This is a genomic window from Brevibacillus choshinensis (genome assembly GCF_001420695.1).
Classification (GTDB): Bacteria; Bacillota; Bacilli; order Brevibacillales; family Brevibacillaceae; genus Brevibacillus; species Brevibacillus choshinensis.
Genome location: NZ_LJJB01000007.1, coordinates 2,115,130 through 2,133,627 on the forward strand (window position 1 = coordinate 2,115,130; position 18,498 = coordinate 2,133,627).

14 protein-coding genes and 2 pseudogenes are annotated in these 18,498 nt (G+C 45.8%); all 16 read right to left on the bottom strand.

Annotated features, from left to right (window positions below; all coding sequences use genetic code 11):
* Positions 1-80: 80 nt before the first annotated feature.
* The 16 genes and pseudogenes from AN963_RS09980 to AN963_RS10050 all read right to left on the bottom strand — a co-directional run bounded on the left by AN963_RS09980 (position 81) and on the right by AN963_RS10050 (position 17,841).
* On the bottom strand, positions 81-1,580 hold the full coding sequence (locus tag AN963_RS09980; RefSeq protein ID WP_055744318.1) for an Ig-like domain-containing protein: 1,500 nt from the start codon (positions 1,578-1,580) through the stop codon (positions 81-83).
* Between the two features lie 385 nt (positions 1,581-1,965).
* Entirely contained in the window at positions 1,966-2,316 is a 351-nt protein-coding gene (locus tag AN963_RS32525; protein ID WP_083496858.1) for an FAD-dependent monooxygenase, read from the bottom strand.
* Positions 2,317-2,531: 215 nt separating this feature from the next.
* A pseudogene (locus AN963_RS32530) lies at positions 2,532-2,630 on the bottom strand (hypothetical protein); the annotation flags it as partial.
* A gap of 83 nt (positions 2,631-2,713) precedes the next feature.
* The gene (locus AN963_RS09990; protein ID WP_055744320.1) at positions 2,714-2,971 is read right to left on the bottom strand and encodes a hypothetical protein; all 258 of its coding nucleotides are present in this window, start codon (positions 2,969-2,971) and stop codon (positions 2,714-2,716) included.
* 478 nt (positions 2,972-3,449) lie between these two features.
* Entirely contained in the window at positions 3,450-4,865 is a 1,416-nt protein-coding gene (locus AN963_RS09995) for a purine-cytosine permease family protein (RefSeq protein ID WP_055744321.1), read from the bottom strand.
* 40 nt (positions 4,866-4,905) lie between these two features.
* Positions 4,906-6,219: an ArgE/DapE family deacylase gene (locus AN963_RS10000; RefSeq protein WP_055744322.1), complete on the bottom strand. Its 1,314-nt coding sequence runs from the start codon at positions 6,217-6,219 to the stop codon at positions 4,906-4,908.
* A gap of 258 nt (positions 6,220-6,477) precedes the next feature.
* Positions 6,478-6,627 (bottom strand): hypothetical protein, encoded by a 150-nt coding sequence (locus AN963_RS31145; protein WP_161827265.1) that lies wholly within the window; start codon positions 6,625-6,627, stop codon positions 6,478-6,480.
* 1,021 nt (positions 6,628-7,648) lie between these two features.
* Positions 7,649-8,443 (bottom strand): IclR family transcriptional regulator, encoded by a 795-nt coding sequence (locus AN963_RS10005; protein ID WP_055744323.1) that lies wholly within the window; start codon positions 8,441-8,443, stop codon positions 7,649-7,651.
* Between the two features lie 153 nt (positions 8,444-8,596).
* Complete coding sequence (locus AN963_RS10010; RefSeq protein WP_055744324.1) at positions 8,597-9,559, bottom strand: ABC transporter ATP-binding protein; 963 nt, start codon at positions 9,557-9,559, stop codon at positions 8,597-8,599.
* Positions 9,556-10,557, bottom strand: coding sequence for an ABC transporter ATP-binding protein (locus AN963_RS10015; protein WP_055744325.1), 1,002 nt, complete (start codon positions 10,555-10,557; stop codon positions 9,556-9,558). The genes AN963_RS10010 and AN963_RS10015 overlap by 4 nt, the downstream gene beginning before the upstream one ends.
* 14 nt (positions 10,558-10,571) lie before the next feature.
* Positions 10,572-11,396: a creatininase family protein gene (locus AN963_RS10020; protein WP_055744326.1), complete on the bottom strand. Its 825-nt coding sequence runs from the start codon at positions 11,394-11,396 to the stop codon at positions 10,572-10,574.
* A 25-nt stretch (positions 11,397-11,421) separates the two neighbouring features.
* Positions 11,422-12,258 (bottom strand): ABC transporter permease, encoded by an 837-nt coding sequence (locus AN963_RS10025; RefSeq protein WP_152985627.1) that lies wholly within the window; start codon positions 12,256-12,258, stop codon positions 11,422-11,424.
* A 5-nt stretch (positions 12,259-12,263) separates the two neighbouring features.
* Positions 12,264-13,214, bottom strand: coding sequence for an ABC transporter permease (locus AN963_RS10030; protein WP_055744328.1), 951 nt, complete (start codon positions 13,212-13,214; stop codon positions 12,264-12,266).
* A 90-nt stretch (positions 13,215-13,304) separates the two neighbouring features.
* The gene (locus AN963_RS10035) at positions 13,305-14,939 is read right to left on the bottom strand and encodes an ABC transporter substrate-binding protein (RefSeq protein ID WP_055744329.1); all 1,635 of its coding nucleotides are present in this window, start codon (positions 14,937-14,939) and stop codon (positions 13,305-13,307) included.
* Between the two features lie 605 nt (positions 14,940-15,544).
* A pseudogene (locus AN963_RS10040) lies at positions 15,545-16,210 on the bottom strand (ABC transporter permease); the annotation flags it as partial.
* Between the two features lie 611 nt (positions 16,211-16,821).
* Positions 16,822-17,841, bottom strand: a complete 1,020-nt coding sequence (locus tag AN963_RS10050) for an NADP-dependent oxidoreductase (RefSeq protein ID WP_055744330.1) — start codon at positions 17,839-17,841, stop codon at positions 16,822-16,824.
* Between the last annotated feature and the right edge of the window lie 657 nt (positions 17,842-18,498).

Sequence of the window (18,498 nt, forward strand, 5' to 3'; positions counted from 1 at the left end):
TTCGACGATGTTAACGAGAAGAACCTCCTATCTCTTTGACAGGAGGTTACGTACGTTATCCATTGACGCAATTTGAGTATCTACCCTTTCACCTGGACCGGGAATACTGCTTTTTTTCCTTGAAAGGTTGCGATGATTTGCACTTTTCCCTTCTCTTTGGCCGTAACTCGTCCATTCTCGTCAACCACGGCCACTTCTTCGTTGGAAGAGGTCCATCGAATCCCGTTCGTCAGAGCTTCTTTGGTATCGTCATCATAAACGGCCGTAACCTTAAGTTCTTCCGTATCGCCTTTATCCAGTTTCAGTTTGTGCATTTGCATTTGCGGCTCAAGGGAGACGATGGTTTTTGTTTTGCCGTATTTGATCAGATAGATGTCTCGCTTGTCCGCACTGGTTGTGCTTTTTTCCCAATATTCCCCCAATAACAAATACTGGTCATTTCCCTGGGGAACCGCATTAGCAACGCGTATTTGCGGGAACGAGATCGTTTTCTCCCACAAAGGGTCGCCAGATTGATCCAACTTCTTGAAATTCCATTTGGAAGGGTCACCGTTTATCGAATCCATCACCCCGATCAGCATATATCCATCATCCGCTGTCTCGGACAACGATAAGCCTCTTTCTCCGTCCGACACTTCTCCGCTTCCCACTTCGGTATCGTAAAGCTTTTGCCAAACAACTTTCCCCTCCGAATCGATATGCCACGCAACGATGTCATCGAAAGCCGGGTCAGAGTTGAAGCGGTTGGTGTATCCGGTGACGAGAAGCCCGCCATCGGTCGCAGGGAGGACTGATTTGATTGTGATCGAACCCTTCTGTTCGTAGGTATGTTCCCAAAGCTTGTCCGCTTCTTCGGACAGCTTTGCCACGTACAGGTGAGCATCGCCGGAGAACACACTGCCTTGGACAAACATTTCCCCGCTTTTGGTAACATAAACGCGATGAGCCGAGTTGCTCAACGGCTTATCCCATTCGATTTCACCTGATGCTGTGATCTTCACGATATTGTACAGGTACTTTCCGCTCGCTTCGAGGTACTTGCGTCCAACTGCGACCACACCACCGTCGGATGTTTCGGCGAAATCACTGTACAGCAGGAGGTATCTGTCCGGTATCATCGCCCCCCCCTCTACCTCAATTGCTTTCGTCCACTCCTCATCTCCGGTTTCACTCAATTTGATCAGCTGCAGCTTGTCCGGCTCCGAGCGCAGTGCTCCCATCACTAGATATCCGCCTTCTTTCGCCTGCTCCACGTCGGCGATAAAGAACTCTTCCGGCATACGCTTTGACCATTCTTCCCGTCCCGTTCCATCTGCTTTCACCAGCAAAGGGGGGAGTATGCGATAAGCACTGTTCGTCCCGTTTGCCCAGACCAGCCCGCCGCCATCTTTCGTCGGGACGACCTTTTGGACCAATTCCCGCGTCTCCTCTTTGGTATAACGCTGTTCCCACTTCAGTTGGATTTCATCATCGGCAGCGGAAGCTTGTCCGATCAGACAAAGCGATGCCGCCAACGAGAAAGCAACCATCCGGATCAAGAACCGCCGGCAACTGAAATGATTCTTTTCCCTTGTTCTCATGTTTTCCACACTCCATTCTTAGCGATATTGGAAATGTTTTTCCAATCTATTACTACTTATATAAGAGCATGGCAATCTTGTACAGTATCCTTATTCCTAGGCAATTAATCGGAAAGCACGCCCTCGTTCAACCTTTTTCCTGCATCTTCCTACTTAGTGACTACTGGAGGGAATTACGCATACGAACGGGGTTTCGATGAATACAAAAGACCTAGGAAAATGGCCCAGATCTTCTCATGATTCCGATTGATTATGGATACGGCTCGGACGGAAATGGATAAATTTTATCCTGTATTCTCTGGATTGTACCCACTTTTCTATTCGGTTCAGTCTATCGTCCGTGGAACATTGCATAAATAAAATTCCACCATGTTGTCTTACATAACTATTTAGGACAACCCATAACTCCCCCGGAGGCACCAATAATTATGGGACCGACTCTAAAACTCTCTTTTTCCCATTCCAATAAGCTTCTTTTCATAACGCATTTTGCCAACTGAACGAAGTCGCGAGCATGGTTGACTCGCTCGACCGCGTAGGTGGCAAGCAGAGAGTCCTCCGCCTCGTCATTTAGCACTATAACCAATTTCCTGGAAAGCTTAGCCACGTCTCTGATTCCTGCGCACATTCTTTGTGCGAGAAATGGCGGCATTTGATGGGCGGCATTTCCAGCCGAAAAGAGTCGGTTGTTTCTCCACCCCCTCCGTGATCGTAGAATGAAACATATAGACTGCAGTTCTCTCTAAATCTGCATCTTCTGGAGTCACCCATCACGCAATTGCTTCCGACGTTTGTTGCCAGTCTCTTTCCTGTCCATCGCGTCACTAAGCAGGGAGCAAGCCACCTCCGATGTTGCCGCCTGCAGGGCCCATTGATTCGCTTTCGTGTGCTTAAAATTTGAGTTAGCGCATAATGGTACATTTAAGAAAATGGCTGAAAAAGCAGATGTAATTAGAGGGAGTGTGTGCCGATTACTCCAGCAGAAGTCATCCACACTGCCGAAAATTCCTCGAATACATTCGCATATGCCATGGAGGATATCCCCGACCCGCCATACTCAGTGCTCGGCTCAGTTCTTGATAATCTAACCTTTTACAGATATTTATCTACCGAAAATCCACTGAAATCGGTCATTATTTCAATCCTTCGACATGATGAGGCAAACGATTTACGCCTTTTACGGTTTCAACAAACCATTGATCGAGAGTCGGAACACCTTCACAAGGTGAAAATGAACCTATACACGTGCATGGTTTTTTATTCTCTAACTTCACCCAACAAGAAGTCATTTGATTGCGGTCGCCATCCTTGAAAACATGATACGTCAAATAGAATTCTGAACCGCACGCATTGCATTTTTGCTTTGCTGAAAACTGTACCATTACATTCATCCTTTCCACTTCCCCTTCGAGAGCGGGGAGTGATCTGTTACCCCGCTCTCAAGGGTTAGAAAAGACTAATTCTTACTCAAAATCGTTGTCTGATTAAAAAGGGAGTTATGACGGGTTGTAAGTGTGCAATTTAGTCCCATCTACCATTCTAACTGGGCTTTTGCTCGAATAACTAAACTGCGTGTGCAATCTAGCTCCCTTTCAAATCTCCGGAACTCTATTCAAGAGGCTTTACATCTCTCGATTTTTTTGGGGGCTGAATGGGCTATCCAGTGAAAATAAAGTTTTAGACTGGGGTCCTTGATATAACGCGGTTTATGAGATTGAATATCGCCACCCTTCTAAAAATAAGTATTAGACTGGACAAAAAATCAAACAGCGGCAGACTAGGACTTGAAAAATAAAGTCTTAGACTGCCGCTGTTGTTTCATGAGGTAAATACCAAGCTGCGCCAATCGCACATGAATGGAAAAATGAATTAAGCACTTATTTTCGCAAGCATTTCCCTCTGCTTTTGAACCTGGCCATTAAGTTTTTGATGGAAGTAATAACCGAAACCAGTCAGGACAAGACACACGACCGATTGGAAGTACTCAGGCGGCGTAAATTGGTAGATCACAAATCCGATGATCGTCCAAATGAGGGCTGGTATATTCCAACCATTTGAATAACGGTATATCCCATTCTCTTTAAACAACTGATCTACAAGCAGAAGTCCTTTTTTCACGAATACATAATCCGTGATGAGTATGGCCGCCAACGGTGCATAAAAAATACCGGATACCGTCATCGTATCTTGCAATTTATTCAACATACCCGGAAAGATCGACAGGCCTACACCAATTACAGAAACCAGCAAGGTTGCCCAAAATCGCCCCAGTTTAGGCACCATGTTCACGACTGAAAGTGAACCGGTGTAAATGTTCAGTACATTTATTGTCCAGTTGTCCAGAACAACAACTAGCAAGATCATAAAGAGTGCGAAGCCACTGCTTGCAATTGTGGCCGCTCCCTCCAGCCCATTGGGAACCTGCCCCAGTGTTGCTGCAGCAGAGTATGCACCGACAAAGGCGGAAGTAAAGGTTCCGATGCATGCGGCAGCCATCGTTCCGATCCACATATCGACTCGCGTGCGTGAATATCGACAAAAGTCAGCAGCATCCGTGGTCATCGAGAGCCAAATGGCTGTCAAAGAGTTTAATGAGACGATGAAGACTCCCCAGCCCCAACCAACGGTGCCTTCGTACCCGAATACTTTCGGGATTGCGTAATTTGGATCGTCATGTGTCATGAACATGTAACAGATAAAGATCAGCCCAATCAATTTGATCGGCAGGGCAATTCGAGACAAGAACTTCAACCAATTGTACCCAAATGTCGCAATGACGATTTGGAATATCGCAAAAATCAGACTGACGGCAACAACGCTTACCTCCGCTTGGAACAGCTTGTTAATCACAACAGCAATAGCAGCGGCACCAACAATGGTTTGGATCGAAAACCAGTAAATGGCAGTGATCGCCCGGAATAGCGATACTGTATATTTAGAACCTCTCACTCCGTAAACCATCCGTGTAGCCACTGCACCTGAGACTCCATAATCGACACCAATAGTCGCCATGATTAAGTATGCGACAAAAGCGACTGCAATCCCCAACACTACAGATGCAATGGCCGCCCAAAACGATAACCCGGAAGCAACTGCCATTCCTCCGATTAAGATCATACCTGGGTTCATCAAAAAATTGACTACCATAAAAAAGATATCGTACCATTTCACTGTTCTCTCTGCTTCAGGAACTTGCTCAATTCCGTATTGTTCCACGTTTTTGGGCTGTCGATATTTTTTGGATAAGTCCTCGAGATCGTGAGATTTCCTTACATTTCGATCCATGTCTCGCATCGCTCCCCAATGTGATTATACGAAACGCCTGTCAAGCTTGGTCCACGTCCAAAATCCCATTCCATCTCAGCACTGTCATAATCAGCACTTTAATGACTTCAAACAGAGAATCAAGTTCGACATATTCGTCCGGTCCGTGCAGTTGTGCTCCCTTCGGTCCGTAAATTACGCCCGGAATATTCAAGCCTACATACCAGGCAACATCACACACAGCAACAAACCCTTGGTACGACGGTGAAATTCTAAATATTTCTTGGCTTTTCGCAATCGATCTGACAATCTCGTGATCAAGAGGGGTGTTGACGGGCGGAAAATTGACTCCTCTTAACCCCCACTCCACCTGCGGCGGATTTTCCCTTAACCAGCTATCGGTAAGAGACAAGGAGGTGATGGCATCCTCAAACTCTTTTTTTATCTCTTCTGAGTTTTCATTAGGCAAGTACTTGATGTCATATTCAATAACACAGTGATCTGGGATGATTGCGGGATTCGTAATGATTTCAGGAATCCCATTCTTCATTCCGGCACCAGCAAGCATTACACCGGGATTGATCGCGTTTGCTCCCGGTGGCAATAGCGGATGGCGCCTGTTTAGCCCCCAATCCTTTTCCAATTCTGCTGTTGCATGAATGATTTTCATTGCTTTCTCAATTACATTGACACCCGTTCTCTCATAACCGGGATTGATGTGGCTATATCGCCAAGCGGAATGCGCTGAGTTACCTTTTAGTGTTACCCTTGCCCAGTGAAGCCCTCCCTCTACGGGGTTAATTATGCCATTCGTTGGTTCCGTAACAATAACACCCGAACCTTTGTAGCCACGCTCGAGTACTGCACGTGTACCTGTTCCGCCACTTTCCTCATCAATTACGATATGAAGATCGAGATCGGAATCCAATTCGATGCCGAAGTCTCGTATAAATTTGGCCACTATTATATTGCTGGCAACTCCAGCCTTCATATCCATAGAGCCTCTTCCGTATAGCTTGCCGTCCTGTATCACTCCACCCCACGGATTGAAAGACCATCTGTCCAAACCACCTGCCGGCACAACGTCCACATGACCATTTAAGATTAGCGTGTTATCCCTCGATTTGCCTTTTACAGTCGCGACTACATTGGGCTGACCTTCGTAGACATCCCATTTGTCCACATTCAAGCCCATTGAAAGCAGATAATCTTCCAGAAAATCTTGAAGCTTGTGACTCTCACTCTCACTCGGATTGTCGATGAACTGTGGGTTGACGCTTTTATAGCGAATCATCTCCTGAAGAAGTTCTACGATATGCTGTTGATTCCGATTGACCCAATTTTCAACTATCACTTTCCAGTCTTTTTGTTCCATCCCATCAATTCCCTTCCATTCAGTATTTGTTGCATTTCCGCCAACAATTTAACAGAAAAAACGTGTCTCTGATCTAAATGATTGTCGAATTGGGAAACGATTGGTCAAATTCTCCCGAACGTTTATCGATACCCTACTCCAAATCCATCTATACCGATTTTTCTTTATACACTTCATGCAGATGAAAATAAAGATCATGCCAGGGACAGCCAGATTTATCCTACCTTGATCACCATCATTGGCATCGTGGAACAATCCCTACTTATACTGTTTGGCGTATTGCACGAAACTGTTGCGATGGGCAACCACTTCTTCCATGATCGGAGCACTGGAGAAATACTTGGCGAGACGCTGTACCGTAATTTGCTTGTACATGTTGGTTTGCCTATGCCAGATACGGATGTGCATGGACTTCGATTACCTTAATGTTTCGAAAATCCAGAGTTACTTGTTTCTCCTCCTTTATCGAGTTATGCATACCTACCATTGCAACAATGATACCAACCGTGAAAGCGCTTTATATCAAGGGTTTTCTCTCAAAAATAGCGAAAAATTTTCATCAAAGCAAAAAAAATTTCGAATATTATTTTGCTGAACATTCCTAATTCATTCGAGCATCCCTTGAATTTTCATACCCTTTTCGATAAAACAAAGGAAATAATCGGAATTATATTTCAATTACACTTTTCATCTTCTTACTAACGAAAATTGTTTTCCATCATTGAATGGCTACTTGTTCCTAAATTAGATTTTTTTAGTCTGAGACAGGTCTGGAATACCTGTTTTGAAAGCATGGCAATCACCAATGAACACGGTGACGTCTTAGATATGAACCGCTCTACGGCTATTTCCCTTAATTCCCACTAGTTTTCTTTTCACGCATCTCCATCAAAAAGGAAAACACTGGCAGCTTTTTTTATGTACAAAAGAAACCTCACCGCCTCAAACTTTTGGCGTCTTCAATTGGTTATTCAAACCTTCTATCTCAGCTACATGTCCCGAAAACACAAAAAACCCTTGATTTCTCAAAGTTTCTCTTGCTCGGCAGCAGAGAGGGCTGTCTCTTAGGTGAGAGAGTGGTTTTATGACCTAAATCCAGTTTTTCAAAAATAAATAGCCAGGGAGTTTTCCCTGGCTTCATTTTCCGCGCAATGTCGTACAAGACGATTCCTTTTTCCCGGTTTATACCAACATACTCTGTTTTAATTTGGCGGTTGTAAGCAGCTCTATTATATTGAATGTAAGGAGATCAATTCTCTCCAAATTGATACTCCTTTTGGTTGTAATGTGATTGTTGGTTGTTCGAGCGCAAAACGCAGAACGGATGGAACGGCCTTTCCTGGGAGCTCTCCTCTCTCAGGTTAGGCCTTTTCTCATATTCCCTTCCCTTTTCAATACAAAAAAGTACTCCGCAATGTACATACAGTACTTACGGAGTGTTCGGCTCAGACGCATTATTCACTTTATTAAAGCCAAGTTCGATAGAGATAATTTCGGCCATCTTCAGCAATTCACGTAAATATTCGTTTACATTCTCCCTACCGTAAAAATGCTCTGGCCCTGAAATGGAGATACCGGCAACCATTCTATTTTCATAGTTGTAGACAGGTGCTGCCAAAGCTGCTGCCCCCATTGCCAGCTCTCCTTCAGATCTCGCATATCCTCTGGCCCGAATCTCCTCCAACTCTGCTCTTAGTTTTACTTCCTGCGAGATGGTATACGGGGTAAACTGCTCTAGCTTTCTGGATAATACCGTCGTCAGTTCCTGCGGAGGCAGGTTCGCCATGATTAATTTGGACAAGGCACCAGCATAGATGGGCAACCTCTGGCCCACTTTAATCCCATACTGGAAATTGTGAAAGGATTCGATATTCACCAGGCACAAGGCTTCACCTTTGTCGTAAATACTCATATTGACGTTCTGTTCCGTTCTCTTCGACAGTTCCTGTAAAAAAGGAGTTGCAATTCGTGTCAGATCAATTCGTTGGATCACAATACCCCCGATTTTGACGAACTGCATCCCCAGTCTAAACTTACCAGAAATGGGGTCCTGCTCAATGTACCCGCGTTTGATCATCGTTTGAATGGAGCGATGGACGGTTGCCAACGCCAACCCCGTCCTTTCTGCAATCTCGACAAGCAACAATTCGGGTTCTTTAAAGGTGAATACTTCGATAATATCCAATGCCCTGTCCACTGCTCTAACTTTCTGCGATTCTTCCATACATAACTGACTCCCTTATCCGTTTTCAATCGTTTGAAAATGATTTCTTACTTAATAATGATGAATGATATTGCACTGATTTACAAGAAAAAGAAGAGGCAGCCTCTTCCTTTTCAAAGACAGGCAAAGGACATATCCACCTTGTGAAATGAGTCAAGAAGAGACTAAATGGCATGCGACTTGATGAAACGCAGATCCTTTCAACGCTGGTGTTTCTTTGCCGCATTTCGCTTCCGCATAAGGGCAGCGGGTATGGAACTTACACCCACTCGGTGGATTGGTCGGATTAGGCAGGTCCCCTTTTAAAATCAACGGTGTTCGTTTCATTCTGGGATGCTGTACGGGAATGGAGGATAGCAGAACTTTGGTATAAGGATGCTGTGGATTGGAAAAAAGCTCTTCCGCTTCCGCCAATTCAACGATACTGCCTAGATACATGACCCCAATTCGGTGGCTGATATGTCTAACGACAGCCAGATCATGGGCAATGAACAGATAAGACATCTGGAACTCCGCCTGAAGGTCTTCCAGCAGATTGACAATTTGAGATTGGATAGACACATCCAGTGCTGCAACCGGTTCATCACACACCACCATCTTCGGTTTCAACGCTAGCGCTCGAGCGATACCAATCCGCTGACGCTGTCCGCCACTGAACTCATGCGGATAACGATTAGCGTGCCCAGGATTCAGACCTACCTTATCCAGCAGATAAAGCATCCGTTCCTTGCTTTCGTGCGAATCCATCTGATGGATGCGAAACGGCTCCGTCAAGATATCTCCGATTTTCTGCCGCGGATTAAGCGACGAATAGGGGTCCTGAAAAATCATTTGAATGTTTTTTCTTACAGTGGTTTGATGGGAGAGCGTTGCAAGATTGGTTCCTTCAAAGCGTATTTCTCCTTCAGTGGGAGCAAGCAGTTGAACGATCATTTTGCCAAGGGTGCTTTTTCCACAGCCACTCTCCCCGACTAACCCTAACGTTTCTTGCTGCATTACGTCGAGATCGACCCCATCTACTGCTTTGATGCTTCCCGCTTGTTTCATCAACAGCCCCTTTTTGATGGGAAAATGCTTTTTGATACTTCGAACTTCAAGTAATGGGCTTTGAGTCACTGTTCATCACCTCTCTTCTTTTCAAAGACGTTTTGGCTATGCCAACATCTCACCTTATGTCCCGGGACGATCTCTTCCAAAATGGGCTTCATTTCACGACACTTTTCGGTTGCATACGAACAGCGGGGATGAAACTGGCAACCGTTTGGCATCTCACCAGGAGAAGGCACATTGCCCTCGATGGATTGTAGCCTTGTTTTCGGGCCAAGCAGTTTGGGAATGGAGTTCAGCAATCCTTCTGTATATGGATGTGCCGGCTTATCAAAGATCGCCTCCGTCACTGCTTCTTCCACAATTTCCCCCGCATACATAACCCCAACACGGTCGCACATTTCGGCAACTACACCTAGATCGTGAGTTATCATGATAATGGAAGTGTTCAACCTTTTTCGTAATTCGTTCATCAAATCGAGAATTTGGGCTTGTACCGTTACATCCAGTGCAGTCGTCGGTTCATCCGCAATCAAGAGCTGTGGATTACAGGCAACCGCCATCGCTATCACCACCCGTTGCCTCATCCCACCCGATAACTGATGTGGATATTCGTAATACCGCTGTTCTGGGTTCGGAATGCCTACCATCTTCAGAAGCTCTATCGAGTACCGCTTTACTTCGGCAGGGGATTTCTTTTCATGAAAGGTAATCACTTCATCAATTTGACTGCCTATTGTAAATGCAGGGTCCAATGAACTCATCGGTTCTTGAAATATCATCGAGATATCCTTCCCTCTGATGGCACGCAGGTTGTGTTGCTTCTCTTGCACCAGGTTTTTTCCATTGAACCAAATCTCGCCGCCGGTTACTTGACCGGGAGGAGATGGAATCAACCCCATGATCGCAAGCGATGTAACGCTTTTTCCACAGCCGCTCTCCCCAACGATTCCCAAAGTCTCCCCCTTATAAACAGTCAAATTGATTCCGTTCACGACATCAACGGTACCCTCTTCCGTATCAAACGAAACCCGCAATTGGTTTATCTGCAACAGTTTTTCTGACATCTGTCCGTCTCCCTTTACAGATGATGGTTCACTCTCGGATGGACCTTACGTTGTTTGAAAATTTTTACGAACTCAACCAGACCGTCCACTGCGGCGTCAAAAAGCGCTTCCCCTTTATCCTTTGTTGATTTAGTCGGATCGCCTAGGGTGCCTGTCTCGGAAATGGAGCTCCAGTATGGCATAGTGACAACTGGCCGCCCTTCTCCCCGTCCCACTATATCGAGCCAGAAATATTTTGCGTGATCATATTTATCCATGTCCCGAACCGCTTTATCCATCTGAACCAAGTCTTCACGAATAGCCAGGTACATCGATGTCTCTAGTTCGCATGCGTGATTCATACCACCGGGATTTTCCGACTCCCTCACCTGTTCGGCACATTCGATCACCTGCTGAAAATCCCAATGGGATACTGATGCACAGAGCCCGTTGGGATAGGCCAGGTTGGTCAGACGGGCGGCGACTTGCAGAAGCGATACATTACTGCCATGTCCATTCAATAATAAAATACGTTCGAATCCCTGATGAGCGAGACTTTTGCACACATCGACTACATAGTTGATAAATGTTTCGCTGCTAATGGAGATCACTCCGGGGAAATCCATCTGATGTGGAGCATAACCATGATTGATTGGTGGGATCACCACCATCTCCGTAGGAATTTTGGCGCCCGCTCTTACGCACACTTCATTGGCGAGAACCAAATCCGTATCAACCGGCAGGTGATAACCATGTTCTTCAATCATGGCGACTGGGACTACCGCTACCCGTTTTTCCTTGACAACCTGTTTTACTTCCGGCCATGTCATTTCGGCAAAGAGATATTTTTCTACGATCATTTTCGTCTCATCCTTTCTTCGTCTGCTATTTCATGCGTGGGTCTAAATAATCTCTCAGTCCGTCTCCTAGCAGGTTTAGCCCGAGTACGGTAAAGGCTATGGCCATCCCAGGAAAAATTGAAATCCATGGAGCCTCTCTCATATATTGCCTGCCATCATACAAAATATTGCCCAAACTAGGTTCAGGCTGTGGTACTCCAAGCCCGATGAAACTTAACGCTGCTTCCGCCAAAATGGCGTAGGCAAAGTAGGTCGTAAATTGGATCAATAACGGTGACAGGCAGTTAGGAAGGATGTGCTTGATCATCAGCCTCAAATCGGAACCGCCCATTACCTTCACCGCATCGATATAATCTTTTTCCTTGATCGATAAAACACAGCCCCGGATCAAACGAGCAAACAGAGGCGTATATATTACAGCTAACGCAATAATGATATTGGTGGGGTTAGAGCCCAAAGCGGACATCAATCCAATCGCGAAGAGAATCGGCGGAAACGACATTATTCCGTCAACAATGCGCATCAGAACACCGTCTGTTATACCTCCATAGAATCCAGCGATCAGTCCCAGCATTGTACCGATGGCAGACGACACCAGGATAGCCCCTGTTGCGATCACAATCGATACTCTAGCGCCGTACAGGATTCGGCTGAAAATATCCCGGCCATATTCGTCCGTTCCGAAGAAGTGATCGCTGCTTGGCGAGGCGACTCTGCTTGAATAATCGGTATCGTTAATCGGGTCATATGGAGCAAGAATCGGCGCCGCTAGCGAGAGGAGGACAACCGCAAAAACAATGACCAATCCGGCAGCAGCAGTTTTTCGCCGCGAAAATTTTCGTATTGACTTCTGAAAACTCACTCGATTCACCCTTTGCTGTAATCAATTTTCGGGTCGAAATAGGCATACAACAAATCAACCGCCAAATTAATGATGACATAGATGAAGGCGATGTAGAGAATAACTCCCTGGATCACCGGATAGTCCCGGTTGAACACGGAATTAACCACAAGACTGCCTATACCGGGGATGCTGAATATCGTCTCTACCACAACTGTCCCACCAAGCAACAATCCAAAATTTAGCCCGACGATCGTAAGGATCGGGATCATAGCATTTTTCAGAGCATGCTTAAGGATGATAACAGGTTCCGAACCGCCTTTAGCCCGGATGGTACGGATATAATCCTGCCGGAGCACCTCCAACATGCTAGAACGCGTCATTCGCGTTACGACCCCTGCCTGAATAAATCCAAGCGAAATCGCTGGCAGTGTCAGATGTTTGAGATGTAACCACACATTTTCGGTAAACTCCACGTACCCCGTAGCTGGAAACCAACCGAGATGCAGGGCAAAAACGATGATCAGGATTAGCGCCGCCCAAAAATTCGGAATGGAAATGCCGATCAGTGCGATGATCATGGCTGAATAGTCCCATGAACTACTGTGTTTCACAGCGGCGATGATACCCAGCGGAATTGCTAGCAGCAATGAAACAACCAGTGAATACAGCGTCAACGCCAACGTAGCTGGCATCCTTTCGGCAATCAGTGTGTTTACGTCTTTGTCGGAAACAAGCGACTGTCCCATATTCCCCTGTAGCACATTGGTGATCCAATGATAAAACTGAGAGGGAAGCGGTTCGTTCAGGCCCAACTTCTGCTGCAGTTGCAACAGTTGCTCGGGAGTTGCCTGGGAACCCAGCATAACTGCAGCAGGGTCCCCTGGAATGAGATGAATCAGAATAAATACAGTTACAGAAACTACGAATAAAACAGGAATCAGCGCTAACAATCTTCTCAACACATATGCGGCCATTACGCTTTTGCTAACAGAAAGCTGTCAGCTCCTCCTTCCATCTATGGTGTATAACCTGTGGCACTACTGGAGCTATGCCCCCAAACCTTTCTATCGTTCTAGCCATACATTCCATAGTCTGGGGTACCCTGCACTCCATGCTGTGTACCCTTTGACACGTGATTGATACCCTTCGATGACGGGATAATAGTAGAGGGACATGAAAGATAAATCTTTGTGGAGAAGTTCTTGTACTTGGTTATATACCTCTTTTCGTTTTGGTGTATCTATGGTCGAAATTCCCTGATCGAGCAATCGATCCATTTCAGGATTCTTGTAACCATTGTAGCTCGAGCTGCTATGCAAATAGGAATAGTAGATTTGATTTGGATCGGGGCGTGGACTAATATGCCCGTTCAACAAGTGATAATCCCCTGTGGTCCACGGTCCGGAGATGAACGATGCCCATTCAAATGATTCAACTTCAACATTCAATCCGATCTCTTTTAATTGTTTTTGGAGTACCATCGCCGTTTTTTCATGATGATCGTAAGCTTTGCTTGTCGCAATTTTGATTGGTTCACCCTTGTAGCCCGCTTCCTTTACAAGCATCTTGGCCTTTTCGATATCCTGCTTGTAATCGTTGGCGTGCGTCTCAGAAAACCACTCGGTATTGGGGAATACCGGTGACGGCGCCACTTCACCCAACCCCCAGGTCGCTACATCGACGATTTCCTGCTTGTTGATCGCATATGCAACCGCTTCACGTATTTTCGGATTATCAAACGGAGGCTTTTTCATCCCGAACTGCAGCATTCCCCAGCTCAAGGAAGGCTTTTTGGCAACGACAAGATTGTTTTTGCCTTCTAGATACTTCACATCCTTCGGAAGAACATCGAGAGCCAGATCAATTTCGCCTGTTTCCAGTGCCGTCATGCGAACGGTCGGATCGGAGATAGTTTTGAAGACGACTTCGTCCACATAAGCCTTCTTTTCGCCTCCAAAACCGGAAGCGGTTCCTTCCGCAGCCTTGTATCCATCAAAGCGCTTTAACACCAACTGTTTTCCCTGCTCCCATTTGACGAATTGAAACGGACCGGTCCCGATCGGATTGGTGATTTTGCCCCCTTGATCATCCGCCAAACCTATTGGAATGATGACAGCCGGGTTAAACGGATTCACTAGCGATCCTATAAATACATTGGATGAGCCGTTTAGATGAAACACAACCGTATAATCGTCGGGAGTCTCAATCGATTGAACCATGGAAAATTCACCCTTACGAGGAGCTTCTTTCATGAACCTCTCAAGCGAATATTTCACGTCTCCCGCCTTCAGCTCTTTTCCGTTGTGGAACATTACACCTCTACGCAGGCTAAAGGTTACTGTTTTTCCATCCTGAGCCTCTTTCCACTCTTTGGCCAGCATCGGAATCACTTTCATATTTTCATCAATCGTCACCAGCATTTCCTGTACATGCAAAAGTGGAATGCGATCCGACAAAACTGTGGAAGTATGTAAATCCAGTTTTGTCAAATCAGCGCCCGTACCGACTATGAGTCTCCCCCCTTGCTTTGGTTGGGAATTCTCCTGAGATGCTGTCTGATTACTGGTTTGTGTTCCGGTTTGAGTACCGGACTGGTCGCCAACAGGTTGAGTCGACTGTCCACATCCTGCCATAACAAGCATGAGAGTGACGCTTGTTAAAAGAAAAAACCTCTTGTAAAACCCTACCGTTTTTTTCATTAGAGCCCCCTTCTCGATCTTTCCTACAAATTCTGTCAGAAATAACGCTTCATTCTTTCTGGTTTTATGTAATGTTGTTCCATTTCCCCCTTTCCTCAAGTTTTTGGATGAAACACAGAACCGTTGTCCATCGCTAGATCAGTTTTGTCCGATTAGCCAAAGTTGTTTTCACTAGATGGAAACACATTTTCATTTTAGTTTTTTGCTTACGCCTATTAAATCATAAAGCATTTCCGCCTATCAAGGATAATTTCGAATTTTCTTAAATTAAGAAAAATTAAAACGCACTTTACTCTTTGTGTTAAATGAAAATAATGTCTTGGACTTGAAAAATTTTACTAACTAAGTATTTATACGAAAATGAATATCCGGAAATAGGCACAGCAAAAAAACTCTCCTATTTCGAGAGAAAATTCCAACTTATAGTGCCAGTAACTAACAATGTCTTATTGAATTATCCTGCCGAATAGCTTAACGAGGCGAGGCTGCCGGATCATCTCCGGCAGCCTCTGATGTTTTTACTAAGCTATCGATCCCCGTTAGTCTAATTCAGATCTACTACACGAATACTCCGTACAGTATTTTGGGAAAAACAAAATTTTTCGTTACTCCCATTTGAATGTTAGGCTCGCGATAAGGAAGGCTACAAGCATCCAGCCACCGAGCAATGCAGCTTCACGCCAAACGTCGGCAAGCGAGTCTCCGACATTCATGATTTGGCGCAGTACTGTGGACAAATGCGAAATCGGTAGCAAATTGACGACGGGCTGTAGCCAGTCAGGCATGTTCTTGATTGGAAAGAAGACACCGCCAAGAAAAAGCATTGGGAAGGAGACGAAGCCTGCGATCGGGCCTGCGCTTTCCGGTGTTTTTGTGAGCGCGGCAATGATAAAGCCGATCGACATGAACGTCAGTGTTCCGAGTACGACGAACATTAACAGAAGCGTCCACGAACCGTTCACCTGCGTTCCGAAAATCAAGCTGGCGATTAAAAGCGCGATAATCGCCTGCACGCCGTTTAACAGTAGTGTGGCCGTGATTTGCGCTGCAATGAAGGTCCTAGAGTGGAGAGGCGTACTCTGAAGACGTCGAAGGATACCCCGCTCACGCCAAGATGCGATTTGGCCAGCAACGCCGTTCAAATTGTTATTCATTTTCATCATGGCGACGATGCCCGGTACGAGGAAATCGATATACTTCAGTTTAAGAGATTGGACACCCTGCGTTTGAATCGTGATGACGGGTGTGTACCCCACGATCTGTTTGCTAATGCGGGGACTTAAAGAAGAACTGGTACTTCTTTAGTGCTTCAATCATTGCCTTTGTAGTTGGGCTTATCCATACTGTACTGGGTGAGGTCTTACTATTCCGCAAGTAGAGGCGTAACGGCTTCATACCGACTGATGGTGGAAGTATTTTAAGAGAATCTAACGTGCGTATTCTGTGGGCCACCTGGCATGCACTTACTGTGTTTGGGTGGGAAATGACTTTCCTCCTGCTATGGCTTGCGCGACATTCATCTCTCGGTGGGACATACACGGTACTTGAAAATACGGTTGCTGCCTCTATGCTCGAGGGCTCCGTGTTGGTCTTAATCGGTACGAAGGGAAGGCATCCTGGGTGGGCAGGTCTATTGAGCGTAGCCCTACTAGTATGGATAGGTAGTTAAATATGGAACCCGCGATTTCTTTTTTATAAGCGTCCTTTGTTTACTGAGTCTTCCCTCACTATTGTTACTATAGAGATGCAAAATTACTAAATAGTTCCTGGTAATTACATAATCAGTATTTGATTTTTTTCTGTTAATTCTGGGGAGGGGAATGAAAGATAAAAGTTAAAAGTTAAAAGATAGAGAATGAATTGAAAATCGCAAATCCCGCCGTTAACGGGCAGGATCTGCGATTTTGATCAGTTGCTTTCCGGTGTTTTCGCCACAGAAGAGTCCGAGGAATGCTTTGGGGATGTTGTCAAAGCCCTCGGTGATAGTTTCGGTGTAGTTGATTTTTCCTTCTTTTAGCCACTGTGCCATCTGGTTTAAGCCTTCTTCTGCTTGCTCTGCATAGTTGCTGACGATGAAGCCTTGCATCAGAGCGCTGTTGATAAGCAGTTGGGTTTGGATGCGCGGGCCGATGTCAGCCTGTTCCAGATTGTACAGGGAGATCCGACCGCAAAGCGGGATGCGCGTGCCTTTGTTGATCAGGCTGAGCACAGCATCGGAAACCGTTCCGCCGACATTGTCGAAATAGATATCCACTCCACTCGGGCACGCCTCTTTCAACTGTTGCCGCAGATCCCCTTTTTTGTAGTTCACCGCAGCATCAAAGCCAAGCTCTTCGACCAGATAATTGATTTTCTCATCCGAGCCTGCGATACCGACGGCACGGGCGCCTTTAATTTTGGCGATTTGACCGACAAGCATTCCGACAGCCCCTGCCGCACCAGAGACAACCACCGTTTCGCCTTCTTTGGGCTGGCCGATATCCAGCAATCCGTAATAGGCGGTCAAGCCTGGCATACCCAATACGCCGAGAGCCGTACTGATCGGTGCCAGATCAGGATTTACTTTTTTCACGGAGGCAGCGGCTGCCACATTGTAGAGTGCCCAGCCAAAGTTGCCTAGCACGATATCACCTGGTACAAAACCTTCTGCCAGCGACTCTTCAACCTGGCCTACGACGCCCCCCGTAATCATCTCGTTGAGCGCATAAGGAGGGACGTACGTTTTGCGGTCGTTCATTCGGCCACGCATATAGGGATCGACAGACAGATAGAGCGTGTTGACCAAAAGCTGACCTGCTTGCAGCTTGGGCACAGCCGTTTCCACGAACGAAAAATTCTCTTCCGTTGGCATTCCTGCCGGACGCTTTGCCAGCAAGATTTGCCGGTTTTGGATGGTTGTCATGCTTTTGCCTCCTCATTGGTTTGATGGATACGTGACAACAACTGCTTGAACTGCACCAGCATACTTGTAAACTCGTCCACTGACACACCACTTTTGGCCAGTAGCGATTCGGGGAAGCAGTAGGCACGTTCAATTTGTCTATGAATACGAAATCCTACGTTTTTCATTCGGTTTCACTCTACCTCCGTCTGTAGTCTGTAAATTTACTTTACGTTCGTCATCAAAGCGTTTTTATTCGCTGCAAATTGAACCTAGTTTGCTACAGATGCCAGAAAATCAGCAATCTCTTTCCACATCAACGGCGGATTTGCCATGCAATTCAACGCTCTCTACATGGAAAGAAAACTGGGATGTAACGAACTCTTTTTGCATCAATATTCTCCTTTACGATCAAATGAACGTAATGACACAAGCATTCGCATTGACTGGCAAGTTTAAAACTTATTAAATTTCACTCTCCATTTCTCCAAGCAAACCTTCGCTCACGCCAAGGATCGCAATACATATTACTGGTTGCTCTTTCATTAAATAGACGAAACTCAACGTGCTCCATATAGGGCTTTCTAATCCGACACCCTTCACTCCTGTTCAATGAATCGGAACTTTATCAGAATGCAGATAGTATCGATTTCCAGAATTCAACCTGATGGCTAATTG